This is a genomic window from Streptomyces sp. CBMA156 (assembly GCF_014596515.1).
GTDB lineage: Bacteria > Actinomycetota > Actinomycetes > Streptomycetales > Streptomycetaceae > Kitasatospora.
In genome coordinates this window covers 1-11,061 of record NZ_MSJQ01000419.1, presented here as the reverse complement: position 1 = coordinate 11,061, position 11,061 = coordinate 1, and the positions used below count along the sequence as shown (strand labels likewise).

Here is an 11,061-nt window from a genome sequence, read left to right as displayed (position 1 = left end):
GGTGCGTGGTCGAGGGCACCTTCACCCCGGACGACCCCGTGCAGCCCGCACTGACCGGCGCGGGCGTGATGGGCCGCCTCCCGGCGCGGCTGCTGGGCGAGCAGGCCCGCGGCCTGGGCTACGACGGCAAGGTGTACCCGCCCGGCGGGGGCGGCGCCTGGCAGCGGGGCACGGCGATCGCCGCCGGCGGCCTGGCGCTCCTGCTGCTGTGGCTGTGGCTGGTGCTGCGCAACCGGCGCCGCCGCCACGCCGGTTGAGCCGGGCGTCAGAGCGCGGACAGGCGCAGCGTGAGGGGCGAGCCGTCCGAGCGGGACGTCCAGCCCTGCGCCCGCGCGGCCCGGATGCCCGCGGCGACCTCCCGCGGCATGACCACCTGCGCCGGCACCGCGGCCGGGTCGCGCAGGGTCGGCCGGCCGGTGTCCACGACGAGCTTCGTCCCGGGGCGCCGCGCGTCCTGCACGGCGTAGCCCAGGGTGGTGCCCTCGTAGTCGCAGCACCAGTGCTGCCTGCGCACCCGCCAGCGGTACTCCGTGCCGTCGACGACGATGCGCCGGGACCCCTTCCTCGCCAGTGCCACGGTGGCGGCCCCCTTCCGGTCTGCGGCTCTTCGACGTGCCCGTGTTCCGGTGGGCAGTCTCCCCTGACGGCACCGGGGTGTCACGGGGATTCGCGGTGCGGGGGGGGTGTGTGGCACCGGCGGGTTTCCGGGCGGCGGGTCCCGGGCGGCGGCTCCCGGCCGGCCCTGCCCGGATACTCGCTGGCTTCGGGGGCGGCACCGTAGCAGGATGTCCACAAGATCAGGACAAAGCACTCTTATCTTCCCGAAGCGCCACCGAAGGAACCCATGGACACCGGATTCGACGACACCGCCTGGCGCTACGGCCCGCTGGCAACGCTGTTCTACGAACTCGACAAGCCGGTCGGCACCTCGTTCGGAGACGTCGAGTTCTACGCCGACCGTCTGCGGGACGTGTCCGGCCCCGTCCTGGAGCCCGCCGTGGGCACCGGCCGGATCCTGATCCCCCTGCTCGAACAGGGACTGGCCGTGCGCGGCTACGACACCTCGGCCGCGATGCTGGAGCAGTGCCGCGCCAACTGCACCCGGCGGGGCGTGGAGGCCGACGTCTTCGAGAGCGACATGACCACGCACCGCGAGCCCGGTGCCTTCGAGGCGATCGTGATCCCCACCGGCTCCTTCGCGCTGCTCCCCGACCGGGACAGCGCGCAGCGGGCGCTGGACGCGATGCACGACAGCCTGGCCCCGGCGGGGCGGCTGATCGTCGACGTCGAACCGCCGTCCCTGAGCACGGAGCCCGACAGCGGACCGGTCCCCCACCAGTGGAACGGCGGCGAACTGCTCACCCTCACCACCTGGCGCACGCACGTGGACCCGGTGGCCCAGCGCACCACCCGCTGGATGCGCTACGAACTCTGGAAGGACGGCGCCCTGACGCGCACCGAGCTCCAGATCTTCTCGCTGCTGTGGTTCGGGCTCGCCGAGTTCACCGCCATGCTGCACCGGGCGGGCTTCACCGGCGTCACCGTCCACGGCGGCTACCGGGCGGGCAGCGCGCCGACGGCCGCGGACGACGTGTGGACCTTCGAGGCCACCCGGGCCTGATCCGGCCTGACCGGGTGTCACGGAGGCTTTCCGGCCAAGTTCATGGCATGGCCACGGAAGTTCCGTCAGCCAGGCCACCATGGCCGTGCCCGCTCTCGCCGCCCCGCCCGTCGCGGCCAGGTGACCGACGGGCCCGCTCGCCGGCGGTGTCGGCGAGCGGGCCCGGTGCGCTTCCGGCGTGCGGGGTGCGGGGTACGGCGTCAGGAGAGGGTGTCGGCGAGCTTGAGGTAGCCGCGCTGGACGATCCACTTCTGGTTGGGGTTGGTGGCGGAGCACTGGTAGATGATCGCGGCGTCGCCGTTGTTGCGGTAGCTGCCGGAGTCCAGGCACATCTCCCGGCCGGTGCCGACGGTGTCCTTGACGACGAACTGCCCGTCGCGCACGATCCACCGCTGGTTGGGGTGGTCGAGGCAGCCCCAGAGGCGGACCTTGTCGCCGTTGTTGCGGCCGTTGCCCGTGTCCAGGCACACCGGGGCGCCCGAGCCGATCGTGTCGTCGACCTTCACGTGGTTGTCGTCGACCGTGAACCGCTGGTTGGTGTGGGCGAGACACTGCCAGACGCGGACCTGGTCGCCGTTGGTGCGGGTGTTCCCGGCGTCCAGGCAGACGCCCCGGGTGTCCTGGGCCGTGGGCGCGAAGACCGGCGAGTTCCACCGGAGGTTGTCGGAGGGGTTCGCGGCGTCCTTGTAGAGATAGGCGGGGACGCGGGCGGCGCTCTGGTCGCCGCCGCTGTCCAGGACGTAGCCGGTCGCGACGTTCCTGATCTGCTTGGTGGCGGGGTTGTAGTCCCACTTCAGGTTGGCCGACGGGTCGTTGTTGTTGTCCTTGAAGAGGTACGCGGGCACGCGGGCCGCGCTCTGGTCGCCGCCGCTGTCCAGGACGTAGCCGGTCGCGACGTTGCGGATCTTCTTGCTGTCCGGGTCGTACGTGAACTTGAGGTTGTCGGACGGGTTCGCGGCGTCCTTGTAGAGATAGGCGGGGACGCGGGTGGCACTCTTGTCGCCACCGCTGTCCAGGACGTAGCCGGTGGCCACGTTGACGATCTGGCCCGGGGCGGAGGGCACACGCGGCTGCGGCGCGGCGGCGGTGGCGGGCGTGGCGGCGGCGGCGAGGGCGAGCATCGCGGTCGCACCGGCGAAGGCGCCCAGGCGGCGCGGGAGGCGGAGCACAGACATGGAGGTGTCCTCAGAACAGGTCAGGGAGGTGTGGCGGCACGGCGGTACGCCCGTTCGGCGGACTTGCCGGTCGCGCCACATCCTGGCCGCCGGTGATCGAGGCCGGATACATACTGTTGCCGGCTCTCACCCGTCCGGAGTAGCGGGATAGCGCATCCGAGTGAGTCGTATGACGATCAGTCAGGACGTTCCGATCCGCGGCCCGCCGGTCCGAAGTGCGGTGTTCAGGCGGCGCGTTGGCCGTGGAGGAGGACGGGGAGGGTGCGGCCGGCGAGGGCTTCGGCGGCGCGGGCGGCCTGGGAGGGGGCCATGAAGTCCGGCAGGTCCGGGGCGGGGACGAAGCGGGCGCCGAGCAGTCCGCTGCGGTGCCGGGGTGGGACGGTGATCCGGGCGGTGTCGGGGACGGTGCCGCCGTCGAAGACGAGGTTGAGGCGTTCCAGGTAGCGGTCGGCGGGGGTGAAGTCGACGGCGAGGATGTCGGTGAGACGGGCGATCAGCCCGGTCTCGGCGTGCAGGTGGCGGGCGGCGGCGAGGTGCGGGGGCTCGTTGGGGCGGGCGGAGCCGCCGGGCAGGATCATGCCGTCCATGTAGTCCGGGTCGACGAGCAGGACATCGCCGCGGGGGTTGCGGATCAGGACGAGGCAGCCGAGCCGGCAGACGGGGGGCTTGGCCAGGAGTCGGGGGTCTTGCATGGGGGCGGCCGCTTTCAGTCGTCGTGCGTGAGGCGCTCGTGGCGCAGGCCCTTGCGCAGCAGGTCGACCACGCGCAGGAGGTCGGCGGGGCGGGCGGTGAGGTGGAGCAGGTAGCTGCACGTCAGGCGGCCGGTGTGCCAGTCGACTTCGAGGGTGGGGGGCCGGACGCCGCCGAGGGCGAGGACGGTGGTGAGGTCGTCCAGCACGTCGGCCGCCTGACGGCGCTGCTCGGCGGTGGCGCGGGAGAGGGCGGAGGACATCTTCACTTCTCCCCGGGGCGCTTGTGGACCTCGAAGCCGCGCCAGGCGCTGTAGGCGTCACCGAAGAAGACGAAGGTGGCGAGTTCGCCGTCGGGCCGGCGCAGCCACTCGCCGGTGAGCTCGTTACGGACCCGGTAGCGGTCGGCCTCGACATCGAAGCGGACGCCGTAGCCGAGGAGGCGCGGGGCTTGGTCTTGGGGCATGGGATGACACCCTCTGCGATCGGAGTTTCACGTTCTGTGTACATGGTGGCCCCGCGACACCTAGCATCGGAAGCGAAATTGGACTTGTCTTTCATGGCATCCAAGTTGGAGCACCCATGGTGAACATCAAGGAAATTGACCCGGAGTCGAGCCGCTGGGGTCCCTTCGGAGTACTACTTCGCAGGTCACGCCTGGCAAAGGGCCTCACCCAGGGACAGCTCGCAAAGCGCATCGGATGCCACCCGTCCACGGTGTCCGTCGCTGAAACTGCCACGAAACAGGTGTCGAGGCGATTTGCCGAGAAGGCGGACGAAGTCCTCGGGACCAACGGCTCTCTGACGCTGATGTGGTTGCAGGCCTCCAACAGTGCCGGCCTCGCCGAAGGCTTCGCCGAGTTCACCAAGCACGAGGTCCAGGCCACGGAGATAAGGCTGTTCGAGATCGGCGCCATCCCGGGCTTGTTCCAGACTCGCGCCTACGCCGAGGCCGAGTTGGCAGGCGCTGTGGACCTGGGCGAGGTCACCACCGACCAGGCCGAAGAACGTCTCAACTTCCGGATGACCAGGCAGAAGTTCCTGGAACGCACACCCCCGCCCCTGGTCTTCGTCGCACTCGACGAAAGCGCTCTTCGATGGCGACTCGGCGGTGCCGCCGTCATGGCGGAACAGCTCCAGCGACTCGAAGACCTGGCCGAAGGGCTCCCGAACGTCCTGATCCAGGTCGTCCCCTTCACCATGGGGGTCCACCGATCGTTCCGGTCAGCCGTCACGCTGCTGACCGTCGGAGACAGCACCCAACTCGGATACACCGAGACACTGCACCGAGGCTTCCTCGAACGCGATCGGGCCACTGTCGTGATGTGGCGCAGGAGATACGATCGGCTCCAAGTAGACGCGCCGCCCAGGGCCGAGTCCCTGGCCATGATCAGAACCATCCGGAAGGAACTGGCACCATGAGCTCCAGCCTCGACCTGTCCTCTGCCCACTGGGTCAAGTCCTCCCACAGCACCGACGGGGGTCAGTGCGTCGAGGTGGCTCCCGGATTTCCGAACGTGATGCCCGTGCGCGACTCCAAGGACCCCAGCGGCCCGGCCCTCGCCTTCCCCACCCCCGCCTGGCAGGCCTTCATCACCGCCGTCCGGGCCGGCGAATTCGACGCCCGGTAGGCCTACTTCGCCTCGGAGTGGGAAGTCGACCCCATCGACTTCCCACTCCACAAGGCCCATTCAGGAGGGAACCCCATGGACCCCGCCCGCATCACCACCTGGCGCAAGAGCACCTACAGCGGCAGCGGCGGCACCTGCATCGAGGTCGCCGACGGCATCCCCGGCCTCATGCCCGTGCGCGACTCCAAGGACCCCAGCGGCCCGGCCCTCGCCTTCCCCGCCCCCGCCTGGCAGGCCTTCATCACCGCCGTCCGCACCGGCGAATTCGACGCCCGGTAGCCCGACTTCACACGCCGCCGCCCCTCCCCCGGGGCGGCGGCGCACAACAACCCCGCCACCGTTCCGGCGCGAGAGACCGACGAGGGCCTGTTGTGAGAGTCCCGCCCCTCTCGGTCGGGCGGCAGGCACACCGGGCAACGGGCGACCCGGCGGGGCCGGTCAGGCCGTGGCCGGCAGCGCGTTGTCCAGGAGGATCTCGGCCGCCGTCCGCGCGTGCCGGCCGTAGTCCGGCTCGCCCAGCACCATGGCGCGGCTGGCCGCGCCGTCCGCGAGGGTCACGAGCTGCTCGGCGAGGACGGCGGGCTCGTGGCAGCCCAGTTCCGTGACCAGGTCGGCCACCAGCCGCACCATCAGCAGTTTCCGCTCGCGGGCGTAGGAGTGGACCGCGTTCCGCGGGTCGGGGAACTCCACGGCGGCGTCGATGAACGGGCATCCGCGCACGGGGTCCGTGCCGGCCGGGGGCGGGTCGAACAGCGCGAGGATCCGCTCCCTGGCGGGGACGCCCTCGCGTGTCAGCGCGCCCTCCAGGGTGTGCCCCGTCGAGGCGAGGTCCTGGAGGTGGGCGAGGACCAGCTCGTCCTTGGTCCGGAAGTGCGCGTAGAGGGTGCGCTTGGACACCGGCGCCCGCTCCGCGATCTGCTCCATGCCGGTCGCGTTGATCCCCTGGGCCGCGAACAGCCCGGCCGCGGCGGCCAGGATGCGCTCCCGCCCTCCGCGCCCCTGCCGTCGAGACGCCGTCGTCACCGTGCTCATGACGCAAGTATACGTTCCCGTTTACTTCAGAGGGGGTGCCCGGCTACAGTGCCACTCATGTAAACGATTTCGTTTACTTAAGTGCTGCGGAGGAGAGTCCCATGAGCGGGCCGGTCTTCACCCGGACACGAGCGCGGGAGTACGCCGAGCAGATGATCCGCGGGCGCCACGCGACCCGCGCGTTCCGTCCCGACCCGGTGCCCGGGGACATCCTGCGCGCGGTCTTCTCCCTGGCCGGCGCCGCGCCGTCCAACTCCAACGCGCAACCGTGGCGGGTCGAAGTGGTCGGCGGCGCACGGCGGGACCGTCTGGCCGACGCCCTGCGGACGGCGCACGCCGAGCGACGCGTCACGGCCGACTACCCGTACTCCGAGGACATGTACGCCCCCGTCCACCGGGAACGGCGGGCCGCCTTCGGTGCCGGCCTGTACGGAGCGCTGGGCATCGGCCCCGGGGACCACCCGGCCCGCGCGGCCTACGACGCGCAGAGCCTGGGCTTCTACGGGGCGCCCCACGCCGCGTTCCTGTTCGTCACCGGCGACGGCGGGCCGCGCCTGGCCGCCGACGCCGGCGCCTACCTCCAGACGCTGCTGCTGGCCATGACCGCCCACGGCGTGGCCAGTTGCCCGCAGGGCCTGCTCAGCCTCTACGCCGACACCGTCCGCGACCACCTCGGGGTGGACGAGGGGAAGCTGCTCGTGGGTGTCTCCTTCGGCTACGCCGACGAGAACGCGCCGGTGAACCGGGTCGCGACAGGCCGGGCGGCCCTGGAGGCGACCACCACCTTCCACACCTAGGGACAATGCCACTGAGCGTTTTCAGCTCCGCCACTCCAGGGTGACGCCGTGGCCCTCGCTCGCGCCCGGGGGCAACGCATGCTCGAAGTACCATCCCTGCAAGGTTCTCCGGCCGGTACTTCCCAACCTCCGCGGTGGCGCAGTCGGACGGAGACATCCCTGTAGAGAAGTCAGAGGGCAGAGGGCGATGAGTGTGGCTGAGAGTTGGTCGCGTGTGATGACTCTTCTTCGGGAGCACGCGCCGGCCGATCACGCGGAGCTGCCAGGGCCCGCTACGGAGCAGATGCTCGCGGCAGCCGAGGAACGGATGGGGATCTCCCTGCACGGGGACCTGCGGACCTGGCTGTTGCAGAACAATCTGGATCTGCCGGAGGAAGACGTCGACGCCATGTGCTGCGGCTTCGACGGGTTCCCCGACGAGGGAAGCTTCTTTCTGGGCATCCGGGCGATGGAGAGGCTCTACGCGAACCACTCCAGGCCCTGCGGATTCGACCCTCCGGACCAGCCGGACGATCCGTTCTGGCGTAACGAGTGGATCCCGTTCCTGTCGGACCAGGACGGCTGGACGGGAAAGTTCATCGATGTGCGGGACGGACGCGTCGGCAGGTGGTTCGTGGGTGGCCCCACGATCACGGGCGAGTACGAATCGATGGCCCGGTATTTCGACTCCGTAGCGGAGACGCTGACGAGGATCGCCGATGGAAGCTTCCCGGTCTGTCGGATCACCGAAGGTCGACTTGCCTGGTCGTGAGACGGTTCCCGGCTGGATGACGGCCATGACCCATCCGTCCTCGCCCTGGAACGGCGATGAGATTCATCAGCGCTGACGTTCCAGGGTGAGGATGTCTGCCGGGTTGCGGTGAGGTCCTGGCCGGGAAGCCGTCTGTCGGGCGTGGTCACCCGGGGGCCGGCGGCGATCTGTGCGAGCGTGTCGTGCCGGCGTAGGTAGACCAGGCCGACGAGGGCACGCTGGTGGGGTGGGGGCTTGCAGCGTCGGTCACCCTCACGGGTGACGATGAGCATGGATACCCACTCGACCAGGGCGTGCGGCAGGTCGAGTGCAGCAGGACAGGGAACCAACGAGGCTCCTGCGCTGAAGAGTTGAGACCGGACACCTCCCTCGACGGCACGGGAATCTCGTGCGTTGCGGGACGCCGGCCCGTCACCCGATCAGTGGCCACTCTGAAAGAGCTCACTGGCTTTGCCACCTTCCGCAGCCCTCTGGCCACGGCATCGCAGCAGGTCAGTGGCTCGCGATCGCTGTTGAGTCAGTGACATTGCACCTAGGGAGCGCTTGGAACCCGGCCAGAGGCCAAGAATGCGACATATCGTCTTGGGATGGTGCAGAGTTCCGCGAAGGATGTAGACGGCTACCTGGCAGAGGTGCCCGACGAGCGCAGAGACGTGCTGGTCGAGCTGCGACAGCTGTGCCGACAGGAACTGGCGGGTTTCACGGAGCTCATGGCCTACGGCATGCCCGCTTATGAGCGGGACGGTGTCGTTGAGATCGCCTTCGCCGGCCAGAAGCAGTACATCTCCTTCTATCTGATGCGCAGTGATGTACGTGAGGCGTTCGCCGAACGGTTGGCGGGGCAGGACATGGGCAAGGGGTGTCTGCGGTTCCGCAAGCCGCAAGCGATCGACTTCGGTCTGCTGCGGGACCTGTTGCGAGCAACTGCGGCACGGCCGGGCACGGTCTGCTGACGCCGGCGGCCACCGTGGGACCGGCGGCAGGTCTTCGACGGGATCTGGTGGCGGGCCAGGACCGGATCCCCGTGGCGGGACGTCCCCGACACTTCCCAGTGCCGCATCAAGCAACGTTCGCCCTCTCGTACACTCCACCACCTGGCAGCCGAGGCCCAGCAGTTGGCGGACGGTGGCCGGGGTGGCGGCGACCTGGGGTCGCACGAGCGGAATCGGCGGTACATGGTGACGACACCCCCTGCGAAGTGACAAGCTGGCCGGGACACGACCAAATGGGGGGTATACATGCCAAAGAAGGGCCCTAAGGGCGAGTACGCCGAAAGCCCAGCCGAAGCGAAATCGATCCTTCGGAACCACTGCCAGTCCATCTCGTTCGACCCGGAGGGCCTCAGCGACAAGGACTGGGCCGCCGTGGTCAGGGTCGCCTGCGACCCTCTTGAGGGCCTCGACCCGGCCCGACACATCCTCTCCGACGACAAGATCCAGGAGTTGCGCGGAGCGGCGCAGGCCGTGCGCCAGGCGAGGCTGGACGCCGACTCCGCCGATCTCCTCGACCAGATCCAGGCGGACGGCCAGTTCAACGGCTCGCACGTGGAGGACATCCTCAACCAGTTCTGCCACTCCTATGTCGCCGCGGGTGAGCGCAACCCGACGCTCGCGGTCGAGTACAACGGTGCCGACTACGAGACCCTGCGCACCCTCTGGGCGGCGGCGCAGGACATCTGCAACGACGCCATGGCGGCCGGGGCCGTGAACCCGTTCTTCACCAACTTCCATTCCTCTCCGGCGCAGAACAAGCAGGCCGCAGGCAAGGGCAACGTCGGAGCCACCCTGGACTCGCGCACATGGCAGGGAAACCTCCTGGTCAATCTCGGTGGCGCCACGTTCAACATGCACATCAACATCAAGAACTAGTGCCGCATCAGACTGCGTTCGCCCCGTTGTGACGCACCGCTCGGTTGCCGCCAGGTGGCAACCGAGCGGCCGGAATGATCACGTGGCTAAACGCGTGAGAGTGCGGGACATCGATGATGACGAGGGCAGGCGCCTGCTGCGGATCGTTCGCAGAGGCACCGGGTCGGTGGTGACCTGGCGGCGGGGCGGTCCCAGATGGTGCTGCTGTCCGCGCAGGGCATGACGGTGGCGAAGTTCGCCGAGGTGACGTTCACCAGCGCGGACCGGGTCCGGGACGTGATCCACAACTTCAACGCCGACGGCTTCGAGTCGCTCTACCCGAAGTACAAGGGCGGGCGGCCGAGGACCTTCACGCTGTCCGAGCACCGTGAGATCAAGAAGACCGCCAAGTCCAGGCCGGCCGGGCACGGCCTGCCGTTCTCGACCTGGAGCCTGGCCAAGCTGGCCGACTTCCTGGTCGCCGAGGGGGTGGTCGACGACATCAGCCACGAGGGCCTGCGGGTCCTGCTCCGCGAGGAGGACGTCTCCTTTCAACGCGTGAAGACCTGGAAGACCTCCCGCGACCCGGACTACGCCGCGAAGAAGGCAAGGGCCGAGCACCTCTACGCGATCGCCGGCGGCGAGGTCATACCCGAGCAGGGAGAACCCGAAGTCGTCTTCTGCATGGACGAATTCGGGCCGCTCGACCTCCAGCCCCGCCCCGGACGCCGGTGGGCCGAACGCGGCGGCAGGCACAAGGACCCCGACCGTGAGACCCGGCCCCGCCGACGAGCGACCTACACCCGCCCGCACGGAGTCCGGCACCTGTTCGCCGCCTACGACCTCGCCAAGGACCAGCTCCTCCTCGTGCTGTGAGCACATGGGTTCACGGATTGCCTGGTCAGGTGGCGAGGGCGCAGATAGGCGTGCGGGGCCCTGGTCCGGACGGTGTGGTTGCGGTGGTTCGAGTCGGCGGCGGTGAACACGGCGGTCCCGCCGCCGTTCTGGCGCGAGGGGCCGGCGCGAGGGGCCTCACATCCGGGATCTCAGCACGTCGACCTCGCAGCCCGGTGCGAACGGGTCGAAGCCGTGCCCGGCCAGCCAGCGGACCACCAGCAGGCTCCGCAACGACCACCACGCGCGGATCACGTCCAGGTCGACGTCGGCGCCGTAGCCGGCGATGACGTCGTCGAGGCGCTCCTCGTGTCCGAGCGTGAACGTGGCGAGGTCGTACAGGGCATCACCCCGGCCCGCCTCGGACCAGTCGATGATGCCCGTGACCTCGTCGCCGTCGACGAAGACGTGCTCGATCTGGAGGTCGCCGTGCGTGAACGCCGGAGTCCACGGCCGGAGTGCGGCCTCGGCGACCCGGCGGTTGCGGGCGACCAGGCCGGCGGGCAGGACGCCGTCCGTCACGAGCGACCCGCACTCCTCGTCGAGTTCCGCCGCCAGCGCGGCGATGCTCCGGCCGGCCCGTCCGGGCCGGGGCGGCAGCGGCGCGTCGTGCAGCCGCCGGAT

At 69.8% G+C, this 11,061-nt stretch carries 16 protein-coding genes and 2 pseudogenes; 10 read left to right on the top strand and 8 right to left on the bottom strand.

Features of this window, described 5'->3' with window-relative positions:
- Window positions 1-257: hypothetical protein (locus BU198_RS37285; RefSeq protein ID WP_223245463.1), on the top strand; the 257-nt coding region annotated here is incomplete at its 5' end.
- Window positions 258-265: 8 nt separating this feature from the next.
- Here the strand turns inward: BU198_RS37285 and BU198_RS37280 are convergent.
- Window positions 266-577 (bottom strand): hypothetical protein, encoded by a 312-nt coding sequence (locus tag BU198_RS37280; RefSeq protein ID WP_188301222.1) that lies wholly within the window; start codon window positions 575-577, stop codon window positions 266-268.
- Window positions 578-844: 267 nt separating this feature from the next.
- On the opposite strand from BU198_RS37280, the gene BU198_RS37275 reads away from it, so the two are divergent.
- Window positions 845-1,621: a class I SAM-dependent methyltransferase gene (locus BU198_RS37275; protein ID WP_188301221.1), complete on the top strand. Its 777-nt coding sequence runs from the start codon at window positions 845-847 to the stop codon at window positions 1,619-1,621.
- Between the two features lie 200 nt (window positions 1,622-1,821).
- Here the strand turns inward: BU198_RS37275 and BU198_RS37270 are convergent, their stop codons facing one another.
- From BU198_RS37270 to BU198_RS37255, 4 genes are all read right to left on the bottom strand, one after another.
- The gene (locus BU198_RS37270; protein ID WP_188301220.1) at window positions 1,822-2,796 is read right to left on the bottom strand and encodes an RICIN domain-containing protein; all 975 of its coding nucleotides are present in this window, start codon (window positions 2,794-2,796) and stop codon (window positions 1,822-1,824) included.
- Between the two features lie 224 nt (window positions 2,797-3,020).
- On the bottom strand, window positions 3,021-3,488 hold the full coding sequence (locus BU198_RS37265) for an NUDIX domain-containing protein (RefSeq protein ID WP_188301219.1): 468 nt from the start codon (window positions 3,486-3,488) through the stop codon (window positions 3,021-3,023).
- Between the two features lie 14 nt (window positions 3,489-3,502).
- Window positions 3,503-3,748, bottom strand: coding sequence for a hypothetical protein (locus BU198_RS37260; protein WP_188301218.1), 246 nt, complete (start codon window positions 3,746-3,748; stop codon window positions 3,503-3,505).
- Between the two features lie 2 nt (window positions 3,749-3,750).
- On the bottom strand, window positions 3,751-3,951 hold the full coding sequence (locus BU198_RS37255) for a hypothetical protein (protein ID WP_188301217.1): 201 nt from the start codon (window positions 3,949-3,951) through the stop codon (window positions 3,751-3,753).
- Between the two features lie 116 nt (window positions 3,952-4,067).
- Here BU198_RS37255 and BU198_RS37250 point away from each other — a divergent pair, with 116 nt between their 5' ends.
- From BU198_RS37250 to BU198_RS37240, 3 genes are all read left to right on the top strand, one after another.
- Entirely contained in the window at window positions 4,068-4,907 is an 840-nt protein-coding gene (locus tag BU198_RS37250; RefSeq protein ID WP_188301216.1) for a helix-turn-helix transcriptional regulator, read from the top strand.
- A complete protein-coding gene (locus BU198_RS37245; protein WP_188301215.1) occupies window positions 4,904-5,116 on the top strand; it encodes a DUF397 domain-containing protein in 213 nt (70 codons plus the stop codon). Before BU198_RS37250 ends, BU198_RS37245 begins: the two co-directional genes overlap by 4 nt.
- Window positions 5,117-5,191: 75 nt before the next feature.
- Window positions 5,192-5,395, top strand: coding sequence for a DUF397 domain-containing protein (locus BU198_RS37240; protein WP_188301214.1), 204 nt, complete (start codon window positions 5,192-5,194; stop codon window positions 5,393-5,395).
- A gap of 159 nt (window positions 5,396-5,554) precedes the next feature.
- Here the strand turns inward: BU198_RS37240 and BU198_RS37235 are convergent, their stop codons facing one another.
- Window positions 5,555-6,148 carry a TetR/AcrR family transcriptional regulator gene (locus BU198_RS37235; protein WP_188301213.1) on the bottom strand — a complete coding sequence of 198 codons (594 nt, stop codon included), beginning with the start codon at window positions 6,146-6,148 and terminating at the stop codon, window positions 5,555-5,557.
- A 101-nt stretch (window positions 6,149-6,249) separates the two neighbouring features.
- Here BU198_RS37235 and BU198_RS37230 point away from each other — a divergent pair, with 101 nt between their 5' ends.
- Together BU198_RS37230 and BU198_RS37225 are read left to right on the top strand one after the other, a co-directional pair.
- Entirely contained in the window at window positions 6,250-6,945 is a 696-nt protein-coding gene (locus tag BU198_RS37230) for a nitroreductase (protein ID WP_188301212.1), read from the top strand.
- Between the two features lie 187 nt (window positions 6,946-7,132).
- On the top strand, window positions 7,133-7,696 hold the full coding sequence (locus BU198_RS37225) for an SMI1/KNR4 family protein (protein WP_188301211.1): 564 nt from the start codon (window positions 7,133-7,135) through the stop codon (window positions 7,694-7,696).
- Window positions 7,697-7,851: 155 nt separating this feature from the next.
- On the opposite strand, the pseudogene BU198_RS37220 reads toward BU198_RS37225, so the two are convergent.
- Window positions 7,852-8,025 (bottom strand): annotated as a pseudogene (locus tag BU198_RS37220) (IS5/IS1182 family transposase); the annotation flags it as partial.
- 258 nt (window positions 8,026-8,283) lie between these two features.
- Between BU198_RS37220 and BU198_RS37215 the strand changes: the two are divergent.
- The 3 genes and pseudogenes from BU198_RS37215 to BU198_RS37200 all read left to right on the top strand — a co-directional run.
- Window positions 8,284-8,649 carry an iron chaperone gene (locus BU198_RS37215; RefSeq protein ID WP_188301210.1) on the top strand — a complete coding sequence of 122 codons (366 nt, stop codon included), beginning with the start codon at window positions 8,284-8,286 and terminating at the stop codon, window positions 8,647-8,649.
- Window positions 8,650-8,934: 285 nt separating this feature from the next.
- A complete protein-coding gene (locus BU198_RS37205) occupies window positions 8,935-9,564 on the top strand; it encodes a hypothetical protein (protein WP_188301209.1) in 630 nt (209 codons plus the stop codon).
- Window positions 9,565-9,646: 82 nt separating this feature from the next.
- Window positions 9,647-10,404 (top strand): annotated as a pseudogene (locus BU198_RS37200) (helix-turn-helix domain-containing protein); the annotation flags it as partial.
- Between the two features lie 171 nt (window positions 10,405-10,575).
- Here BU198_RS37200 and BU198_RS37195 read toward each other — a convergent pair.
- The coding region (locus BU198_RS37195; RefSeq protein WP_188301208.1) for a phosphotransferase at window positions 10,576-11,061 on the bottom strand (486 nt) is incomplete at its 5' end.

Bases quoted from the DNA above. Each gene is read 5' to 3' on its own strand.
- BU198_RS37230 (WP_188301212.1), top strand. From the start codon at position 6,250: ATGAGCGGGCCGGTCTTCACCCGGACACGAGCGCGGGAGTACGCCGAG.
- BU198_RS37260 (WP_188301218.1), bottom strand. From the start codon at position 3,748: ATGTCCTCCGCCCTCTCCCGCGCCACCGCCGAGCAGCGCCGTCAGGCG.
- BU198_RS37250 (WP_188301216.1), top strand. From the start codon at position 4,068: ATGGTGAACATCAAGGAAATTGACCCGGAGTCGAGCCGCTGGGGTCCC.
- BU198_RS37225 (WP_188301211.1), top strand. From the start codon at position 7,133: ATGAGTGTGGCTGAGAGTTGGTCGCGTGTGATGACTCTTCTTCGGGAG.
- BU198_RS37215 (WP_188301210.1), top strand. From the start codon at position 8,284: ATGGTGCAGAGTTCCGCGAAGGATGTAGACGGCTACCTGGCAGAGGTG.
- BU198_RS37270 (WP_188301220.1), bottom strand. From the start codon at position 2,796: ATGTCTGTGCTCCGCCTCCCGCGCCGCCTGGGCGCCTTCGCCGGTGCG.
- BU198_RS37240 (WP_188301214.1), top strand. From the start codon at position 5,192: ATGGACCCCGCCCGCATCACCACCTGGCGCAAGAGCACCTACAGCGGC.
- BU198_RS37275 (WP_188301221.1), top strand. From the start codon at position 845: ATGGACACCGGATTCGACGACACCGCCTGGCGCTACGGCCCGCTGGCA.
- BU198_RS37265 (WP_188301219.1), bottom strand. From the start codon at position 3,488: ATGCAAGACCCCCGACTCCTGGCCAAGCCCCCCGTCTGCCGGCTCGGC.
- BU198_RS37205 (WP_188301209.1), top strand. From the start codon at position 8,935: ATGCCAAAGAAGGGCCCTAAGGGCGAGTACGCCGAAAGCCCAGCCGAA.
- BU198_RS37255 (WP_188301217.1), bottom strand. From the start codon at position 3,951: ATGCCCCAAGACCAAGCCCCGCGCCTCCTCGGCTACGGCGTCCGCTTC.
- BU198_RS37245 (WP_188301215.1), top strand. From the start codon at position 4,904: ATGAGCTCCAGCCTCGACCTGTCCTCTGCCCACTGGGTCAAGTCCTCC.
- BU198_RS37235 (WP_188301213.1), bottom strand. From the start codon at position 6,148: ATGAGCACGGTGACGACGGCGTCTCGACGGCAGGGGCGCGGAGGGCGG.